We start from the raw sequence: 19,722 nt of genomic DNA on the forward strand, positions 1-19,722 counted from the left end.
GGCTGCTGCGGTTGACTCCTTGCCTGCTTGGCGGGGCTTTTTCAAGCCCAATAAGCGCTTGATTTCAGGCAGATTCCGCATGCTGCGGAAGGCCGCCGCGGTCGCGGAACAGCTTCTCTTCCCAGGCCAGTGCATGGGCGGCGATGGTCTCGAGATTGTCGTATTGCGGCGTCCAGTCCAGCGTCGCGTGAATACGGCTGACATCGGCGACCATGGTCATGATGTCGCCGGGGCGGCGCGGCGCATATGAAACCGCGAAATTGCGCCCGGAGACGCGGCGGACGGCCTCGATAGTCTCGAGCACCGAATAGCCGCGGCCGTAACCGCAGTTCAACGTGATCGAGCCTCTCGCCCCGCGCAAATAGGCCAGCGCGGCGCGATGAGCCTGCGCGAGATCGCTGACATGGATGAAGTCGCGGATGCAGCTTCCATCCGGCGTCGGATAATCAGTGCCGAACACGTCGACCTTGGCGCGCTGCCCGGTGGCGGCTTCGACCGCGATCTTGAGCAGATGCGTAGCCCCAACGGTGGCGAGGCCGCAGCGGCCCTGCGGATCGGCGCCGGCGACGTTGAAGTAGCGCAGCACGACATAGTTCATGCCGTGCGCGGAAGCCACATCGTGCAGCATGATTTCCGTCATCAGCTTGGAGGAGCCGTATGGCGACGCTGGCCGCGTCGGCGCATGTTCCGGCACCGGCACCTGGTCCGGATTGCCGTAGACGGCAGCCGTCGACGAAAAGATGAAGCGGTTGACGCCGCCCTTCACCGCGGCATTCAACAGGCTGCGGGTCGTCATGGTGTTGTTGCGGTAATAGCCGAGCGGATCGCGCAACGAGTCCGGCACCACGATGGAGCCCGCGAAATGAATGATGCTCTCGATTTCGTGCTGGGCGATCACGCCTTCGACGAGGTTTTCATCGCCGGCGTCGCCGATGAACAGCGGCACGCCTTCCGGCAGGAAGGCGGAGAATCCGGTGGACAGATTGTCGATCACGACGACGCTTTCGCCGGCTTCCGCCAGCGCGTGAACCATGTGACTTCCGATATAGCCGGCGCCACCGGTGACGAGCACGGTCATGGGCCACCTCTCGCTTTTGAATTGGGAGCGCGCCCGGACGCAAAACCGGTTTCCACTTTATGCTGGTCGCGCTCTACTGACGGCGATGCTAGCGGGGCTGCGGTGAAGAGTGCGTTTCGGCGCCGGCGAACTGGCCACTATGCTTAATGTTGCGTATAGGAACTGGTCGAAATGGAGCCGGACGTGCCGATCGAGAACAATTTGGCCAGTGATCTGCAACTGATCGTGCCGAATCTGCACAGGCGTTATTCAGGCGTCACGGCAACCAACCGGATGGTGGCGCCGAAACTCGCGCAGATGTATCGCGCGGCATGGCTCGGGCCGCACGCGCCCGACGGCATCGCGCGGATAGGTTTTGCGGATCTGTTGAAACTGTGGCGCCACGGCACGCCGCTGATCTGGCACGCGCGGCGCAATGACGAGATGATCGCAGGGCTATTGCTGCGCGCGCTCGGCTGGCCGCTAAAACTCGTCTTCACCTCGGCCGCACAGCGGCATCACAAGCGGCTGACGCGCTGGCTGATCCGGCAGATGGATGCGATGATCGCCACTTCCGAGCTCTCGGCGTCATTTCTCAAGCGCGAGGCAACGGTCGTGATGCATGGCGTCGATACCGACGCGTATGCACCGCCGGCCGATCGCGCGGCGGCGTTTGCGGAAGCCAAACTGCCGGGGCGTTACGCGATCGGCTGCTTCGGCCGGGTGCGCGCGCAAAAGGGTACTGATGTCTTCGTCGCGGCGATGTGCCGGCTGCTGCCGCGTTATCCCGATTTCACCGCAATCATCGTCGGCGCGGTGGTGCCGGAGCAGGAGGGCTTTGCCAACGGTCTGAAAAAGCAAATCGAAGCCGCCGGGCTGCAATCGCGCATCGTCATCACGGGCGAGCTCGCGATCGAGGACGTGCAGCGCTGGTATCAGCGGCTGACGATCTACGCCTTTACCTCGCGCAACGAGGGCTTCGGGCTGACGCTGATCGAGGCGATGTCCGCAGGTGCGGCGCTGGTGGCGTCGCGCGCGGGCGCAGCCGAATTCGTGGTCGAGGATGGCGTGACCGGCGTGCTGACGCCGCCGGGGGATACTGAGGCGCTGGTCGCCGCACTGGAGCCGTTGATGCGCGATCCGGCATCGGCAATCGCGATGGGCGAGCGGGCGCGAGAGCGTGTGCTGCAGAGATTCAGCCTCGATGCCGAGGCGAACGCGATCGCCGTGGTTTATCGCACGCTCATCTGAGCCATCAGCGCGCGCTGCGCCGTCTCCGTCGTGGTTGAGCGAAGCGGTCGCCGTACCCCGATCATTCTTTGACGGCCTCGCGCATCATGCCCTGTTCGATCTCGTCGCAGATACCGTGGGCGAACGCCATATAGACTTGCTGGATGACCGGCGTGTCGTCGCTCGGCACGACCAGCAAATGATCGCAGGCTGTGCGCAACGCTTCGCCGTTGCTCCCGGTGAATCCGATAGTTACGAGACCGCGTTCGCGTGCCGTGCGCAGCGCCGCCAGAATGTTCGGCGAACGGCCCGAGGTGGACAGGGCCATCAATACGTCGCCGCGCATGCCCAGGCCTTCGATCTGACGCGCGAACACCCGCTCGAAGCTGTAGTCGTTGCCAATCGCGGTCAGCGCGGACGTATCTGTGGTCAAAGCCACTGCGGCATAGGCGGATCGCTCTTTCTTGTACCGGCCCATGATTTCGGCAGCGATATGCTGGGCATCCGCGGCGCTACCGCCATTGCCGATGATGAGCAGCCTGTTGCCGGAGCGCAGCGCACCGATGATCACCGCAGCGACCTTGTGCGCGGTGGCAAGCAACGCCGCATCCTGCGCCGCACGCTCAAGCGCGGCCAGCGACTGTTGGAGATGGTTTGCGATAATGTCCTGGCTCAAGACGCACCGACGGGGTTGCAATTGTCATCCTTGGTAGAGACAGCTGAGCGGTGGCGCAAGCTTGGCAATCGTCAATGCAGGGCGTGCGCGGGAGCGTGTGCTGCAGTGATGCAGCCTCGATGCGGAAGCGAACGCAATCGCCGCGATTCAGAACCGATCAGGTCCTCGGCTGAGTAACCAGCAGGCGCTGCGCGACCTCGGCTACGTAGGAAGGGTCGATGTCGCGCATGCAGCGGTGATCGTTCATGGTGCAGACGGTGCGTTGGCAGGGCTGGCAGGGCAGCACGGACTTGGTCTGAAGCACCGTCGCCGCGAGCCCGTTCAGCGGCGCCCAGAGATAGGGGCTGGTGGGGCCGAAAATGCCCATGGTCGGCGTGCCGATCGCCGCCGCGATATGCATCAGGCCGGAATCGTTCGAGATGGCGACGCCGGCCGCCGCCATCGCCAGGATGCCGTTGCGCAGGTCTGACCCGGTGAGGTCGCGGACCTTGTTGCCGCCGGCGGCGACGATCTCCTGCGCCAGCGCCTTCTCGCCGGGGCCGCCGACCACCCAGACGTCGAGCCCGCGCTCGACCAGGAGCCGTGCTGCGCCGGGGTAATAGGTCCAGCGCTTGGAGGCGCCGACCGACCCAGGGGCCAGCGCCACCGCGGGACCAGTGCCGAGGTCGTTGGCCTGCCGCCAGCGCGCGATTTGCTCCGGCGGCACGACAAGTTGCGGCACGGGCCATTCCGGCGGTAGCGGCGCGCCGGCCGGCAGCGCCAGCGCGGCATTCTTGTCGATGAAGCGGGGCAGGGCCTTTTCGCCCCAGCGCATCCGGTTGATCAGCCCAAATCGAGCCTCGCCGAAAAAGCCCACCCGCTCGGGGATGCCGGCCAGCACAGGGGCAATCGCTGCCTTCCAGGTGCGGGGCAGCACGAGGGCGGTTCCATAACCCCGGGCGCGCAGTTCGGATGCGAGACCCCGTTGTTTGGCCAGCGCAAGCCGGCTGCGGGGCAGATCCCAGACGATCCCGGCGCGAACACCCGGCATGTAATCGACCAGGGGCGCGCACAGGGAGGTCACCAGCAAATCGACCGGCCGGTTAGGCCAGCGCTGCTTGAGGACGCGGACGACCGTGTGACCCCGGACGAAATCGCCGATCCACATATAGGGCACGATCAGGATCGGCCGCGTGTCGGCGGCATCCTCCATCTCGATCCCACTAAGTGAATTCATATTCATATCTTATGTTCGACGCCCACGGGCGATTCCGGGACCGGAGGTAACCGCTCCGCAAGGACAGGTAAAGTCGAGCGATCCGCCTTTGCCACCGTAAAGAAGCCAAGTTGCCTGCTAGGCAGGACTGGGGCAAAGGTTTGCCGAACAATCGTGGCAGGGGATGGCATGTTGCTGGTGACCGGGGGCGCCGGTTTTATCGGGTCGAACGTCGTGGCTGCGTTGAATGACGCCGGCCGGGACGTGGCCGTGTGCGACGTGCTCGGCCAGGACGGCAAATGGCGCAACCTGGCCCAGCGCCGGCTCGCCGATTTCGTGCCGCCCTCAGAACTGATGGACTGGCTGAAGGGCCGCAGGCTGGAGGCCGTCATCCATCTCGGCGCCATCTCCGAGACCACGGCGACCGACGGCGATCTGGTGATCGAGACCAATTTCCGGCTGTCGATGCGGCTGCTGGACTGGTGCACGGCGAACGCCACGCCGCTGATCTACGCGTCCTCGGCGGCGACCTATGGCGACGGCAGCGCCGGTTTTAGCGACGACCAATCCATCGACGCCCTGAAGAAGCTGCGGCCGATGAACCTCTACGGCTGGAGCAAGCACCTGTTCGACATGGCGGTGGCCGAACGCGCCGCGCGCGGCGAACGGCTGCCCCCGCAATGGGCCGGATTGAAGTTCTTCAACGTGTTCGGACCCAACGAATATCACAAGGGCACGATGATGAGCGTGCTGGCGCGGCGCTTCGACGACGTCAAGGCCGGGCGCCCTGTGCAATTGTTCAAGTCGCACCGCGAAGGCATCGCCGACGGCGACCAGCGCCGCGACTTCATCTATGTCGACGATGTCGTGCGCGTGACGATGTGGTTGCTGGCGACATCAGGCGTCAGCGGCATCTTCAATGTCGGCACCGGCACCGCGCGCAGCTTTCGCGACCTGATGCTGTCGGCCTATGCGGCGCTCGGCGCTCAGCCGAACATCCAGTATATCGACATGCCCGACCAGATCCGCGACAGCTATCAATACTTCACCCAGAGCGAAGTCGATCGGCTGCTGCGCGCCGGATACAATGGCGGCTTCACCGCGCTGGAAGACGCGGTCGAGCGTTACGTGAAGGGCTTTCTCGATCGCACCGATCGCTTTCGCTGATGGGTACCAGGTGGACAGATGTTCGATTTTGAAGCCCTCAGCCAGGCGATCCCGCGTCAGACCGTGCTCTGCGTCGGCGACCTCATGCTCGACGAATTCGTCTATGGCGAGGTGTCACGCGTTTCGCCGGAGGCGCCGGCGCCCGTCATCGCGGTCCAGCGCAGCGAAACCAATGTCGGCGGCGCCGGCAATGTCGCGCGCAACATCGCCGCTCTCGGCGCACGCTGCATCTTTGCCGGCCTAGTCGGCGAGGACGAGGCGGGCGCGAAGCTGAAGTCCGATCTGGCAGGGGAGAAGCTGATCGAGGCCGTGCTGGTCACGGATTCCTCCCGCCCGACGACGCGCAAGGTGCGCTTCGTCTCCGAGCATTTTTCCACCCACATGCTGCGCGCGGATTGGGAGCAGGCCGTTCCGGCCTCGGCCGATGTCGAGCAGCGGCTGATCGACGCGATCCTGCCGCTCGTGCCGCGCGCCGATATCGTGCTGCTGTCCGATTATGCCAAGGGCGTGCTGACGGCGCGCGTCATCCGCAACATCATCGATGCCGCCAGGAAGCTCGGCAAGCGCGTGATCGTCGATCCCAAGAGCGCCAATTTCGCGATCTATCGTGGCGCCACGCTGCTGACGCCCAACCGCAAGGAATTTGCCGAAGCCACCCGCAGCCGCGCCGATACCGACCTGAACATTGCAGCCGCGGCGCAGGACGCAATGGTTCTCGCCGATTGCGAGGCGATGCTGGTGACGCAGAGCGAACACGGCATGACGCTGGTGGCTCGCGGCGGCGAGGCGATCCACGTGCCGGCGTTGCCGGTCAAGGTGCGCGACGTTTCGGGCGCGGGCGACACGGTGGCCGCCGTGCTGGCGCTGACGCTTGCGGCCGGGGCCGACTGGGAGACGGCGCTGCGGATGGCGAATGCGGCGGCGGCGGTTGCGGTCGGCAAGAAGGGCACCGCTACCGTGACGCCGGCGGAGCTGCGGCGGAAGATCCTGCCGCATGCGTCGCTGGCGGCCGAAGAGAAGATCGTGCTGGCAGGCGGCGATCTCGACGTGCATCTCTCAGACTGGCGCCGGCAGGGGCTGCGCATCGGCTTCACCAATGGTTGCTTCGACTTCCTGCATCCCGGCCACGTCAAGGTGCTGACGGCGGCGCGCCGCGCCTGCGACCAGCTGATCGTCGGTCTCAACAGCGATGCCTCGGTGAAACGATTGAAGGGCGAGGGACGCCCGGTTCAGGATGAAAGCGCGCGCGCCGAAGTGCTGGCGGCGCTGGAGGCGGTCGATCTGGTCGCGATCTTCGAGGAAGACACGCCGATCGACCTGATCGCGAAAGTAAGGCCGAGCGTGCTGGTCAAGGGCGGCGATTACACCCGCGAGCAGGTCGTCGGCCACGAGATCGTCGAGGCTGCCGGCGGCGAGGTCCTGCTCGTCGACATTCTGCCGGGCCACAGCACGACGTCGCTGGTCGACCGTGCGCGGGGAGGTAAGGCGTGACCGCTGTGACGGCTCCTCCGCCGATGTCCCTGGCGCGGCGATACGGGCGAGACCGGGCGCTGTGGACGACCATTGCGGACGTCTTTGCGATTCTGGCCGCGTTCTCGCTGCCCTGGTCGACGTCACTGGTGGCGATCTTCGTGCCGTGCTGGCTCGGCGCCGTGGCGTGGGTGATGGACTGGCGGGCCTACGGGCGATTGCTGAAACAGCCGATCTGCTATTTGCCGTTCGCGGTGGTTGGCCTCGCTCTCCTCGGCACGCTCTGGTCGGACGCGGCGTGGGCCGCGCGGCTTTACGCCATCAGTCCCACCCTCAAGCTCCTGGTGCTGCCGGCCCTGTTCTATCATTTCGAACGCTCGTCGCGCGGGATGTGGGTCTTCGTCGCATTCCTGGTGTCCTGCGCGCTGCTGATGGTGATGTCGTGGATCGTCTTGATCGACCCCAGTCTTTCACTCAAGCCGAACGGCGCGGCGGACCGCGGCATTTTTGTCAAAAATTACATCGACCAGAGCCAGGAGTTTGCGCTGTGCGCGGTGGCGCTGGCCTATCCGGTTATCATCCTGATGCGATCGAACAGGATGTGGCAGGCGCTGGCGCTGGCCGCGGTCTCCCTCGGCTTTCTCGTCAACATGGCGTTCGTGACCGTTTCGCGGACGGCCATCGTTACGATGCCGATCATGGTGGGCGTGTTTGCGCTGCTTCACCTGAAACGGCGAACCAGCCTGATCCTTATTGGCGTGATGATCGCGTTGGTGGGCGTGCTTTGGGTTACCACTACTGACTTGCGTTGGGGGCCCAAGAGATTGCTGAAAGATTATCAGCTCTACAAGACTGAACAAACGGTGACGTCGATCGGGCTGCGGCTCGAATTCTGGGAAAAGTCCCTGCGATTCTTTTCGGAGGCGCCGTTCATCGGCCACGGGACGGGCTCGCTCCGTGGGCTCTTCGAGCGGGCAGCGAATGGTTACACCGAATCGCCCAATGGCGATATTATCAGTAATCCGCACAACCAGACGTTGAATATCGCGGTGCAGTGGGGTATGATCGGGGTCGTCCTGTTGTACGCGATGTGGCTGGTGCATCTGCTGCTGTTTCGCGGCGAGGGCCTCGTCGCCTGGATCGGATTGCTTGTCGTGGTGCAGAATATCTTCACCTCGCTGTTCAACTCACACCTCTTCGATTTTCATGAGGGGTGGATGTACGTGCTGGGCGTCGGGGTTGCCGGCGGCATGATGCTCGCGGCCAAACAACGCGGGCTGCCTGCGGCTCCAGCGATACCGCGATGAGGGCGGCGGATCGCCTGCGCAACACGATGAACTCGCTCGGCTCGCTGGTTTCGTCGACACTGTCCGCCCGGCACGATCCGGCGGCGCGGATACGGAACGTCGATCTCATCGCGGTCCTGGTTGCGGTCCTTTTGCCGTGGTCGACCAGCGGCGTCGGCATCGGCATGCTGCTCTGGCTTGCCGCCCTTGCCGCCACGCTGGAATTGCGGCCGTTCCTGTATTCGTTGAAGCGCCCGATCTGTCTGCTTCCGATTGCACTCGTGGCATTGGCCGCAATGGGGACCCTGTGGTCGGACGCGCCCTGGAGCGCGCGCACTTATGCCTTGAGCCCTGCGACGAAGCTGCTCGTATTGCCGTTCCTGTTCTATCATTTCGAGCGCTCGACGCGCGGCATGTGGGTGTTCATCGCGTTCCTGGCGTCCTGCACGCTGCTGACTGTCGCGTCCTGGATGGTTGCGATTGATCCCAGCCTCTCACTGAAGGCTCCCGACGAGCCGCAAGGGCACGGCATCTTCGTCAAGAACTATATCGACCAGAGCCAGGAATTCCTGTTGTGCACGGTCGTGCTTGCGTTCCCCATCATCACGCTGCTGCGACAAGGGAAAATCCGGCAAGCGCTGTTGCTGACGCTCGTCGCGGCGAACTTTGTCGTCAACATGGTGTTCGTCGTCGTGTCGCGCACGGCACTGGTGACGCTGCCCGTGATGCTCGCCGTGTTCGCGATGGCGCACCTGAAATGGCGAACCAACGTCATGCTGTTCGTCGCCGCCGTCGTATTAGGTGCGCTGGCCTGGACGGTGTCGCCTCAACTGCAGGCGACGACGGACAAGTTCATGCGGGATTACCGAGTCTACAAGGAATTCAATCAGCCGACATCGGTCGGGCTGCGGCTCGAATTCTGGGAGAAGTCGTTGCGGTTCTTTGCCGAGGCGCCCGTCATCGGCCACGGCACTGGATCGACGCGGCGGCTGTTCGAGGCGGCGGCGACCGGTCCCGCAGTGCTGGCGCAGGCGCAGGTGATCGGGAACCCGCATAACCAGACCCTCAACGTCGCGGTCCAGTGGGGCGCGACCGGGGTCGTGATCCTGTACGCGATGTGGCTTTCGCATTTCGCGCTGTTTCGCGGCGAGGGGTTGGCGGCCTGGATCGGGCTGATGGTGGTGCTGCAGAACATGTTCAGTTCGCTGTTCAACTCGCATCTGTTCGATTTTCACGAGGGATGGATGTATGTGCTGGGCGTCGGTGTTGCCGGAGGCATGGTGCTGCGCGCCAGGTCAGAGGCTGCGGAATGTTCCGGAACAGGCCGGCCATGATCGCTGGCATGCGCGCCGCAGATAAGATATCAGCGGACTCGGGACGCGCCTTGTAAATCCCCACCGTTTCCGCAGCCGGCCAATGGAATGACGCCTCTCTCGCAACTGACCCGTCGCAATTTCCTGATCGCAGCGCATGATGCGCTGGCGACGGCATTTGCGTTGCTCGCAAGCTTCTATTTGCGCTTCGAGGGAGGCGAAGCCTTCTATGCCCGGCTGCCGCTATTGCTGCGCATTCTGCCCCTCTTCGTCCTCTTCAGCGTGGTGATCTGCTACGTATTCAACCTGACCACGACGAAGTGGCGTTTCATCTCGCTCCCCGATGCGTTGAACATCCTGCGCGTGGCGACCGTTCTGGCGGTAGCGCTCGTCGTGCTGGACTATGCCTTCATTTTCGGAGCATCGAACGGAAAGACGCCGGTGCTGTTCGGCCGTGTCACCATCGTGCTCTACTGGTTCCTCCAGGTGTTCGCGCTGAGCGCGCTCCGTTTCGGCTATCGCTATTTCCGCTATTCGCGCGTTCGCCGCCATGCCCAGACCCAAGGGGCGTCGTCGACCCTGCTGATCGGCCGCGCCGCCGACGCGGAGGTGTTGTTACGCGCGATCGAGAGCGGCGCCGTCAAGCAGCTTTGGCCGGTCGGCGTGCTGTCGCCGTCGGCCGCAGACCGCGGCCAGTCGATACGCAACGTGCCGGTGCTCGGCGGGATCGACGATGTCGAGGACGTGGTGCGCGATTATGCCGGACGGGGAAAACCGATTTCGCGGGTCGTCATGACCCCGTCGGCATTCGAACCCGAGGCGCATCCCGAAGCGGTCCTGATGCGGGCCAAGCGGCTCGGCCTGTTCGTCAGCCGCCTGCCGTCGCTCGAAAGCGGCGACGTGCCGAGGCTGACCAATGTCGCCGTCGAAGACCTGCTGCTGCGGCCGAGCGAGAAGATCGATTACGCGCGGCTCGAAACGCTGGTGAAGGGCAAGGCGGTGATCGTCACCGGCGGCGGCGGCTCGATCGGTTCGGAGATTTGCGACCGCGTCGCGACCTTCGGCGCCGCGCGGTTGCTGGTGATCGAGCATTCGGAACCCGCGCTCTACGCGGTGACGGAGGCGCTGACCGCGCACGGAACCAATGCCGTGATCGAAGGCCGGATCGCCGATATCCGCGATCGCGACCGGATCATGAATCTGATGCGGGAATTCAAGCCCGATATCGTGTTCCATGCCGCAGCCCTGAAGCACGTGCCGATCCTGGAGCGCGACTGGAGCGAGGGCGTCAAGACCAACATCTTCGGTTCCGTCAACGTCGCCGACGCCGCGCGGGCGGCGGGCGCGGCCGCGATGGTGATGATCTCGACCGACAAGGCGATCGAGCCGGTCTCGATGCTGGGCCTGACCAAGCGCTTTGCCGAAATGTATTGCCAGGCGCTCGACCATGACCTGATGACGCAATCGGACGGCAAGCCGCACATGCGTTTGATCTCGGTCCGGTTCGGCAACGTGCTGGCCTCCAACGGGTCGGTGGTGCCGAAATTCAAGGCGCAGATCGAGGCCGGCGGCCCGGTCACGGTGACGCATCCGGATATGGTCAGGTACTTCATGACCATCCGCGAAGCCTGCGATCTCGTGCTGACGGCGGCGACCCACGCGCTGACGCCGGCGCGGCCCGATGTCTCCGTCTACGTCCTCAACATGGGACAGCCGGTCAAGATCGTGGAAATGGCCGAGCGGATGATCCGCCTGTCCGGCCTCGAACCCGGCATCGATATCGAGGTGGTGTTCACCGGCATGCGGCCGGGCGAACGGCTGAACGAGATACTGTTCGCCAGCGAGGAGCCGCCGGTGGAGATCGGCGTCGCCGGCATCATGGCGGCCAAGCCGAACGAGCCGCCGATGCAGACGTTGAGCAAATGGCTCGCGGCGCTCGAGGAGGCGATCGAGCAGGATGACCGTTCCACCATCCGCGCGGTGCTCAAGGATGCCGTGCCCGAATTCGGATCGAACGCCGCCTGATTTTTTTGGTGTCCGCCCGCCACGCAGGCCGCTTCGAAAGCCATGATGCAGAAGTCCGGAAAAGTCGTCGTCGTCAGCCAGCATTATCCGCCGGATCCGGGCACGACGGCCGCGATCATGGCGGCGATTTCGGAACGCGTGGCGCAGCAAGCCGAAGTCCTGGTGCTGTCGGGAACGGCAGGCTCCGCCGCCGCCGCGGTGGCCGTCGGCAAGCCTGCGGTCGTCGAAGTAGGGAATTGGATGCCCGGCAAGGCCGCATTGCTCAAGCGCGCTTTGGCCGAACTGCTGTTCACGATCCGGATGTTCGTCGCGCTGTTGGCGAAGCTGCGGCGCGGCGACGTCGCGCTCACCGTCCCCGCACCCTTCATGCTGCCTTACGCCTTTGCCGCTGCCGCGAAATTGAAAGGCGCGAGGTCGGTGCTGATCATGCACGATCTCTATCCCGACGTCCTCATCATGGCAGGCCTTCTGAAGCCGCATTCGTTGCCGGCAAGTGCGATGCGCGGCTTGAACGCGTTGATGTTTCGCGCGCTCGACGCCGTCGTCATCATCGGCCGCGACACGGAAAAGCTGCTGCTGCGCTATGGCGGAATGACAAGCGACAAGATCCGCTTCATTCCGAACTGGGCGACGCTTGCGCGCGGCGTTCGCGCGGTCGATCCTGATAATCCGTATCGCCGTCCGCTTTCCGCCCGCTTCGTCGTCGGGCTTTCAGGCAATCTCGGCTTTACCCACGATCCCGTCATCGTATTCGAGGCCGCGCGCCTGCTGCGGGACGACAAGGATATTCACTTCCTGCTGTCGGGCTGGGGGGTGGGCTTCGACCAGTTGAAGGCCATGCAAGCCGAGGCCGGGCTTGCGAACGTCACCCTGGTCGATCGCGTCGAGGACGAACAATTGGAGGCGTTTCTTTCTGCTGCGGACGTCTGGATCATTCCCTACCGCAGTAATGTGGCCGGGGTATCGGTGCCCAGCCGGTTCTACAATCTGCTGGCGATCGGCCGCCCGGTGATCCTGGTTTCCGAGTCCGATGCCGAGGCGGCGTTGACGGTGGCCGAACACGATGTCGGCTGGATCGTCGAACCCGGCAGAGCCGATGAGCTGGCGAAAACGATCAGTCGCGCCGCCGGCGCCAAGGACGCGCAGCGGGCCGAGCGCGCCGCCGAAATCGCAGGACGATTCGATTTCAACGCTGCGATGGCCGGCTATTGCGGCCTGATCCGCGAGCTCCTGCAAAAGCAGCCGGATTAGAGCGTTTTCCAGCGAAGTGGAGGCCGGTTCGCGTCAAGAAAACGCGTCAAACCAAGAATCTGGAGTCCCGTTCCGATTCAATCGGAACGGGGCTCTAGCCTGACGATGCTTGCCGGCGTGAGAAGCGGTGCATCAGAAGCGCCGTGGCGATGCCGCCGACGATGAAAAGCAGGATTGCGGCGGCCGTCGACGAGGTCATGGCCGAGCCGATCGCCAAAGCGGCCAGCAGGATGTTGAGCGCAAATACTTCGCTCACCACACGCGATGCGGAAAATCCGTTGTCGGTGGCGCGCTGGTAGAAATGGGTGCGATGCGCCGCCCAGAACGGCTCGCGCCTTGCCATCCGCCGAAACAGCGTGACGGTCGCATCGGCCAGATAATAGAGCGGCAACAGCAGCGCGGCTGCGAAGTGCTGATGCCAAGCGAGCTGCAGCAGACACCAGCCAACGAGCAGGCCGATCGGCAGGCTGCCGACGTCGCCGAGAAAGATTTTCGCCACCGGCCGGTTGAAAGGCGCGAAGCCGAGCACCGCCCCGAATAGCGCCGCGGCGGCGACCGTCATCGACGTCGGCAGTTCGGCGAGCCAGCCGAGCAGAACGAGCGCGCCGGTTACCGGCACGATCTCGGCGACCGTCATCAGGTCCAGCCCGTCCATGAAGTTGACGAGGTTCACGAACCACAGGCCTGCGAGGAACAGCAAGCCTCGCTCGAGCCAGAGCGGGCAGGCGGGAACGATCCGCAAGCTTTCAGGCGCGGCAAGGATGACTACCGCGACGGCGAGCCCCTGCAGCAGCAGCCGCGGCGCGACCGGGATGGAATTGACGTCATCGGCAAAGCCTACGGCCGCGATGAACAGCGTCGCGCCGAATACCGCGACGGGAATTTTGATCTCCGCCGCGCCGGCAAATGCGATGACCGTGACGGCGGCGATCAGCGTAGCCGCAATCACCGCAATGCCCGCGCCCTGCGGCGTCGGAATCCGATGGGAAGAGCGCGCATTCGGCTTTGCCAGCGCTATTCGTATGAGCTGCGGCCGGATCGCCCATGTCAGGACGCCCGACAACAGCGCCGCCGGCACTGCGGCGGCCAACGACAGCAGGAGTTGCGAACTGGCCATTCGATCCGCGTGGAAAGTTGCTCGAAAGATTATTTGGGAACTTCAATGGGCACCGCGCCCTGCGTGGCCTTCTCGGCGCTCAATATCCAGACCAGCCCGCCGATCGCGCCGACGATGAAGGATACCGCGCCATAGAGCAGGGAGATGTTGACGCCCTCGCTGGCCATCAGGCCGGCATAACCGAACGCCAGCCCCATGGTGGCCTCGCGGACGCCCCAGCCGGCAATCGAGATCGGCAGCATGGTGATCAGCATGACCGGCGGAAGGAGCTGGAAGATCTGGCTGAACAGCACGGGGGCTGCGATCGATTGCACCACGCACCAGGCGATGACGACGGCGAGCACGTGCACCAGCAACGACAGCACCGCGACTTTCGGGCCGTGAACGCGGCTGAACAGCACGCGATTGGCGATGACAGAACAGGCGTGGATGTGGTGGGTGCCCCACCAGCGCTTGAGCCACGGCCACGGCAGCCGGCCGAGCAGAAGAAATCCGAGGCCGCCGGCAAGGGCTGCGAAATCGACCAACAGCAGCGCCGACCGGCCGTGCGGATCGGTGATCAGGCGGTAGCTCCAGGGCAGGCTCGCGACGATAATCACGGCGAGCGCGATCAGACCGATGGCGCGGTCGACGAAGATGGAATAGGTCGCGGCCCGCCAGCCGGCACCGCTGCGGGCCACCAGCCATAGCCTGACCGCGTCGCCGCCGATCGCGGAGGGCAGCGTCTGGTTGAAGAAGGTTCCGATCACGTTGAAGCGCATCGCCTGCCTGGTCGGCAGCGGTGCGCCGCACTCCGCGCTGATCTCGCGCCATCGCAGGACGCCGACGAATATCTGCAGGAACGTCACGGCAATCGCCACGCCGATCCAGCCCAGGCTGGAAACGTCGATGCGGGCGACGAGTTCGGCAAGGTCGACCTTGCGCAGCGAGAAATACAGGAGCGCCGCCGAGACCAATATCTTCAACGTTGAAAACAGGATACGGCGCATCTCGCCTGTGTGGGGTTTGAAGAGGGGGTGCAGCGATGCAATTCGACGCCTTGGTATGGTTTTCGGGCCGATCTGGCAATAGCGGGCTGCTAGGTGTTGCAGCGGCCTCGGCAACGCAGGTAAAGAGGCCCTGACAGAGATTTTCAGCCTTTGAACAGCGCCTTCCAGGGATACGATGCCGGATCAACCCATATTGGTCACGGGAGCCGCGGGTTTCATCGGCTTCCACGTCGCTCGCCGGCTGTTGGCCGAAGGCCGCGCGGTGGTCGGCCTCGACAATCTCAACGATTATTACGATCCGGAACTGAAGGCGGCTCGCCTGAACATCCTGCGCTGCGAGCCGCGTTTCGCGTTCGAACAGGTCGATCTCGCTGATCGCGCCTCAATGGAACGCCTGTTCGCCAAACACCGCTTTCCAGCGGTAGTCCATCTTGCAGCTCAGGCCGGGGTGCGCCATTCGATCGATCATCCGCACGCCTATGTCGACGCCAATCTCGAGGGCTTCGTCAATGTGCTGGAAGGCTGCCGGCATCATGGATGCGGCCATCTGGTCTATGCATCTTCGTCGTCGGTCTATGGCGCCAATACGAAACTACCGTTTTCGGTGGACGACAAAACCGATCATCCGGTCAGCCTCTACGCCGCCACAAAGAAGGCCAATGAGCTGATCGCGCATTCCTACAGCCATCTCTACCGGCTTCCGGTGACGGGCTTGCGGTTCTTTACCATCTATGGGCCGTGGGGACGGCCCGATATGGCGATTTTCCTGTTTACCAAGGCGATCGTGGATGGCACCCCGATCAAGCTCTTTAACCATGGCAGGATGCGGCGTGACTTTACCCATATCGATGATGTGACGCGGGTCGTCGTGCAACTGGTCGACCAGGCCCCGCGCGACGACGGGCCGGCCGCCGGGGCGCCGGCACGGATTTACAATGTCGGCAATAATCATCCGGAAGAACTGACCCATGTGGTAGCGGTTCTGGAGCAGGAATTGGGCCGCGCGGCGGTCAGGGAGATGCTGCCGATGCAGCCCGGCGACGTGACCGAGACCTTCGCTGATGTCGCCGAACTGATGCGCGACACCGGCTTCAGGCCGCAGACCTCGATCGAGGACGGGCTTGCCGATTTTGTCGCCTGGTATCGTGACCACTACAGGATTTGAGACGCTGATGAACCGACGAATTATCCCCCTGATCATGTGCGGCGGTGCCGGAACGCGGCTGTGGCCGGCCTCGCGCGAGGTTCACCCCAAGCAGTTCCTGTCCCTGTTCGGGGCGCGCTCGACGTTCCAGGACACGCTGTTGCGGGTTTCCGATGCTGATCTGTTCGAACGGCCCGTCATCATCACCAACAACGCCTATCGCTTCATGGTGCTCGAGCAACTGGCGGAGATCGGGCTGGAGGCCGACGTGCTGCTCGAGCCGATGCGGCGCGATTCGGGCCCCGCGATCGCGGCCGGCGCTGCGTTTGCCGAGACGCGCGACAAGGATGCGATCGTGCTGGCGCTCGCCGCCGACCACGTGGTTTCCGATACGCCCGCATTCCTCGCCGCCTGCCGCGAGGGGCTGGCTGCCGCGGAAGCCGGGCTCATCGTGACGTTCGGCGTGCAGCCCGAACGCGCCGCCACCGAATATGGCTACATCAATCCCGGCGAGGTCATCGCCGGCAAGGTCCGTGCGGTCGCGAAGTTCGTCGAGAAACCGGACCCGGCAACGGCCGCGAGTTATGTCGAGGCCGGCTATCTCTGGAACAGCGGCAACTTCATGTTCCGCGCCGCCGTACTGTCGGATGAATATCGCAAGGTCGATGCGGAAAGCGTCCAGGCCGTGACCGATGCGGTGGCGAAGGCGGGCACCGACCTCGGTTTCGTCAAGCTCGACGAGGCCGCGTTCGGATCGGCGAAGTCGATCTCGATCGATTATGCAGTGATGGAAAAGACCTCGCGCGCCGCGGTCGTGCCGGTCGCGTGCGGCTGGTCCGATGTCGGCTCCTGGCATGCGGTGTGGGAATTGTCCGGCAAGGATGGCGAGGGCAACGCGGCGCGGGGCGCCGCGGTGTTCGAGGATTCCCGCAATTGCAACGTATCGACCGACCGTGCGCTGGTCGCGCTCGAAGGCGTCGACGACCTCGTGGTGGTCGCGACCCAGGACGCCGTGTTGGTGTCCAGGCAAAAGGACGCGAACGGGCTGAAGCGGCTGGTCGCGAAGCTGAAGACGGTGGCACCGGAGGTGACCGAGGATCACATCAGGGTGCACAGGCCCTGGGGATCCTATCAGTCGGTCGACAATGGCGACCGTCACCAGGTCAAGCGCATCATCGTCAAGCCGGGCGGGCGGCTCTCGCTGCAGAAGCACCACCATCGCTCCGAGCACTGGATCGTGGTGCGCGGAACGGCGCAAGTCACCGTCAACGAACTGGTCAAGACCGTGCACGAGAACGAATCTGTCTACATCCCGATCGGCGCGGTGCACCGGCTGGAGAATCCCGGCAAGATCCAGCTCGAACTGATCGAGGTCCAGACCGGCAGCTATCTCGGCGAGGACGACATCATCCGCATCGAGGACGACTACAAGCGCAGTTGAGCGAACAGTAGTTTTACCGGCCTGGCGGCTGTAATTCTTTGAATCAAAACGTGTCCAGAAACGGCCGATCGCGTTCGCCACATCTGTGACGGCGTGCTAGAGAACCGCCGGGGACGTTACCGGCGCAGAATCTGCTTGGGGTCTACAAATCATGAGTTCCAAAGGGTCCGCATCTGACGCGAAGACCGATGCACAACGCGGCTTGCGCGTCGGCGTGGTCGGCGCCGGCGTGATGGGCAGCAACCATGCCCGCGTGCTGGCCGGTCTGCCCGGGGTGACGCTGGTCGGCATCGTCGATCCGTTGCCGGAACACCGCGCACGGGCTACCGCGATGGTCGGCTGCCGTGCGTTCGCCAGCCTCGACGAGCTGTTTGACGAAGGCGTCGACGCCATCACGATCGCGGCACCGACCCACCTGCATCACGAGATTGCGCTCGCCTGCATCACGCGCAACATCCACATCCTGGTCGAGAAGCCGGTCGCCACCACGGTGGAGGAGGGGAAGGACATCGTCAACGCGGCGCGCAGTGCCGGCGTAACGCTGATGGTCGGCCATGTCGAGCGCTTCAATCCGGCGGTCGCCGCGATCAAGCAGGCGATCGCGGGCGAAGATATTCTCTCCATCGGCATCACCCGTGTCGGACCGTTCCCGCCGCGCATGTCCAATGTCGGCGTCGTCATTGATCTCGCCGTGCACGATATCGACCTGATCCGCTGGTTCACCGAATCCGATATCGTCGAGGTGCAGCCGCAGCTCTCCAGCGCGGTCGCCGAGCGCGAGGATATCGCGCTCTTGCAGTTCCGCACCGCCTCGGGCGTGCTCGCCCACATCAACACCAACTGGCTGACCCCGTTCAAGGCGCGCAGCGTCACGGTTGCGACCCGCGGAAAATATGTGATGGGCGATCTCTTGACGCGCCAGGTAACCGAGTGCTTCGGCTTCAAGCCCGACGGCAGCTATTCGATGCGGCATCTGCCGGTCGGCCACGACGAACCGCTGCGCGCCGAGCTGATCGCATTCCTCGATGCCGTCCGCACCGGCAATGTACCGGCGGTTTCCGGCGACGAGGGCGTCGCCAGTCTCGAAATCGCGATCCGCTGCCTCGAGCAGCCCGCCAAGCCCGCGGCCTCCGCTGTGCGCAAGGGACCGCGCCGCATCGCCGGCTGAGAAACTCTCATTCTGATCCAAGCAAGGCCCCATGAACCAGCACATGCGTCCAGAACCCGTTCCCTTCTATGACCTCGGATCGCAGCGCCGGCGGCTCGGCGCATCGATCGATGAGGCGATCTCGCGTGTGACGAGCCATTGCCTCTTCATCAATGGTCCGGAAGTTGCCGTGCTGGAGAAGGCCTTGGCGGATTTCTGCGGCGCCAAGCATGTCGTGAGTTGCGCGAGCGGCACCGACGCGCTTCTGATGGTGTTGATGGCCAGGGAAGTCGGACCGGGCGACGCCGTCCTGTGTCCGTCATTCACGTTCTGCGCGACCGGCGAAGCCGTGGCGCTGACCGGCGCGACGCCGGTATTCGTCGATGTCGACGAAGCAACCTTCAATATGGATGCCGCCTCGCTCCGGCGCGGCATCGCGACTGCGAAGCAGCGTGGCCTGAAGCCCCGCGCCGTGATCCCCGTCGATCTGTTCGGCCAAAGCGCCGACCACGATGCGATCGCTGAGGTCGCGCAGGCCGAGGGCCTGTTCGTGCTCGATGACGCAGCCCAGGGTTTTGGCGCGAGCTACAAGGGCCGCCGGATCGGCTCTTTGGGACTGGCGACCGCGACCAGCTTCTTCCCGACAAAACCGCTCGGCTGCTTTGGCGATGGTGGCGCCATCTTTACCGATGATGACAAGCTTGCCGAGACGCTGCGCAGCATCCGCGTTCACGGCCAGGGCTCCGACAAATACGACAACGTGCGTCTCGGCCTGACTGGACGCCTCGATACCATGCAGGCGGCGGTCCTGATCGAGAAATTGAAGATTTTCGAGGACGAGATCGCGGCCCGCAACCGCGTTGCGGAGCGCTATGCGCGCGGCCTCGGCAACGTCGTGACGGTGCCGCGGCTGGCTTCCGGATGCACCTCGATCTGGGCGCAGTACACCATCCGTCTGCCTGAGGGGACCGACCGCGACGGTTTCGCCGCAGCGCTGAAGGCGCAGGGCATTCCGACGATGGTCTATTATACGAAATCGATGCATCAGCAGACCGCGTACAAGGGGTTCCCGGTGGCGGATGGTGGGCTGCCCGTGAGCGAACAGCTCTCGGACGATGTCATCAGCCTGCCGATTCACGCCTATCTCGACGAGTCGGCGCAGGATCGCGTCATCGAGGCGGTGCGCGGCGCGCTCCCTTCCTGATTTCCTCCTC

16 protein-coding genes are annotated in these 19,722 nt (G+C 64.2%); 11 read left to right on the forward strand and 5 right to left on the reverse strand.

Annotated features, from left to right (window positions below; all coding sequences use genetic code 11):
- Positions 1-64: 64 nt before the first annotated feature.
- Positions 65-1,078: a UDP-glucose 4-epimerase GalE gene (gene galE / locus IVB22_RS05005; RefSeq protein WP_247516198.1), complete on the reverse strand. Its 1,014-nt coding sequence runs from the start codon at positions 1,076-1,078 to the stop codon at positions 65-67.
- Positions 1,079-1,249: 171 nt separating this feature from the next.
- On the opposite strand from galE, the gene IVB22_RS05010 reads away from it, so the two are divergent.
- Entirely contained in the window at positions 1,250-2,308 is a 1,059-nt protein-coding gene (locus IVB22_RS05010) for a glycosyltransferase family 4 protein (protein ID WP_247516199.1), read from the forward strand.
- A gap of 61 nt (positions 2,309-2,369) precedes the next feature.
- On the opposite strand, the gene IVB22_RS05015 is transcribed toward IVB22_RS05010, so the two are convergent.
- Both IVB22_RS05015 and waaF read right to left on the reverse strand, forming a co-directional pair.
- Positions 2,370-2,963: a D-sedoheptulose 7-phosphate isomerase gene (locus IVB22_RS05015; protein ID WP_247516200.1), complete on the reverse strand. Its 594-nt coding sequence runs from the start codon at positions 2,961-2,963 to the stop codon at positions 2,370-2,372.
- Positions 2,964-3,120: 157 nt separating this feature from the next.
- Positions 3,121-4,179: a lipopolysaccharide heptosyltransferase II gene (gene waaF, locus IVB22_RS05020; RefSeq protein WP_374207467.1), complete on the reverse strand. Its 1,059-nt coding sequence runs from the start codon at positions 4,177-4,179 to the stop codon at positions 3,121-3,123.
- Positions 4,180-4,347: 168 nt separating this feature from the next.
- Here waaF and rfaD point away from each other — a divergent pair, with 168 nt between their 5' ends.
- From rfaD to IVB22_RS05050, 6 genes are all read left to right on the forward strand, one after another.
- On the forward strand, positions 4,348-5,325 hold the full coding sequence (gene rfaD / locus IVB22_RS05025) for an ADP-glyceromanno-heptose 6-epimerase (RefSeq protein ID WP_247516202.1): 978 nt from the start codon (positions 4,348-4,350) through the stop codon (positions 5,323-5,325).
- Positions 5,326-5,343: 18 nt separating this feature from the next.
- The gene (rfaE1, locus tag IVB22_RS05030; RefSeq protein WP_247516203.1) at positions 5,344-6,816 is read left to right on the forward strand and encodes a D-glycero-beta-D-manno-heptose-7-phosphate kinase; all 1,473 of its coding nucleotides are present in this window, start codon (positions 5,344-5,346) and stop codon (positions 6,814-6,816) included.
- Positions 6,813-8,102, forward strand: coding sequence for an O-antigen ligase (locus IVB22_RS05035; protein WP_247516204.1), 1,290 nt, complete (start codon positions 6,813-6,815; stop codon positions 8,100-8,102). The genes rfaE1 and IVB22_RS05035 overlap by 4 nt, the downstream gene beginning before the upstream one ends.
- Before the next feature lie 26 nt (positions 8,103-8,128).
- Complete coding sequence (locus IVB22_RS05040; RefSeq protein WP_374207492.1) at positions 8,129-9,415, forward strand: O-antigen ligase family protein; 1,287 nt, start codon at positions 8,129-8,131, stop codon at positions 9,413-9,415.
- A gap of 87 nt (positions 9,416-9,502) precedes the next feature.
- Entirely contained in the window at positions 9,503-11,419 is a 1,917-nt protein-coding gene (locus IVB22_RS05045) for an SDR family NAD(P)-dependent oxidoreductase (RefSeq protein WP_247516206.1), read from the forward strand.
- 45 nt (positions 11,420-11,464) lie between these two features.
- Positions 11,465-12,670 carry a glycosyltransferase family 4 protein gene (locus IVB22_RS05050; protein WP_247516207.1) on the forward strand — a complete coding sequence of 402 codons (1,206 nt, stop codon included), beginning with the start codon at positions 11,465-11,467 and terminating at the stop codon, positions 12,668-12,670.
- 94 nt (positions 12,671-12,764) lie between these two features.
- On the opposite strand, the gene IVB22_RS05055 is transcribed toward IVB22_RS05050, so the two are convergent.
- Entirely contained in the window at positions 12,765-13,787 is a 1,023-nt protein-coding gene (locus IVB22_RS05055; protein ID WP_247516208.1) for a glycosyltransferase family 4 protein, read from the reverse strand.
- 29 nt (positions 13,788-13,816) lie between these two features.
- Positions 13,817-14,776 (reverse strand): lysylphosphatidylglycerol synthase transmembrane domain-containing protein, encoded by a 960-nt coding sequence (locus IVB22_RS05060; RefSeq protein ID WP_247516209.1) that lies wholly within the window; start codon positions 14,774-14,776, stop codon positions 13,817-13,819.
- A 175-nt stretch (positions 14,777-14,951) separates the two neighbouring features.
- On the opposite strand from IVB22_RS05060, the gene IVB22_RS05065 reads away from it, so the two are divergent.
- The 4 genes from IVB22_RS05065 (at position 14,952) to IVB22_RS05080 (ending at position 19,712) form a co-directional block, all read left to right on the forward strand.
- Entirely contained in the window at positions 14,952-15,941 is a 990-nt protein-coding gene (locus IVB22_RS05065; protein WP_247516210.1) for an NAD-dependent epimerase, read from the forward strand.
- A 7-nt stretch (positions 15,942-15,948) separates the two neighbouring features.
- Positions 15,949-17,361 carry a mannose-1-phosphate guanylyltransferase/mannose-6-phosphate isomerase gene (locus tag IVB22_RS05070; protein WP_247516211.1) on the forward strand — a complete coding sequence of 471 codons (1,413 nt, stop codon included), beginning with the start codon at positions 15,949-15,951 and terminating at the stop codon, positions 17,359-17,361.
- A 151-nt stretch (positions 17,362-17,512) separates the two neighbouring features.
- A complete protein-coding gene (locus IVB22_RS05075; RefSeq protein WP_247516212.1) occupies positions 17,513-18,529 on the forward strand; it encodes a Gfo/Idh/MocA family protein in 1,017 nt (338 codons plus the stop codon).
- Between the two features lie 31 nt (positions 18,530-18,560).
- Entirely contained in the window at positions 18,561-19,712 is a 1,152-nt protein-coding gene (locus IVB22_RS05080) for a DegT/DnrJ/EryC1/StrS aminotransferase family protein (RefSeq protein ID WP_247516213.1), read from the forward strand.
- Positions 19,713-19,722 lie beyond the last annotated feature (10 nt).

Origin of the sequence: Bradyrhizobium sp. 190 (assembly GCF_023073415.1) — a bacterium.
Classification (GTDB): Bacteria; Pseudomonadota; Alphaproteobacteria; order Rhizobiales; family Xanthobacteraceae; genus Bradyrhizobium.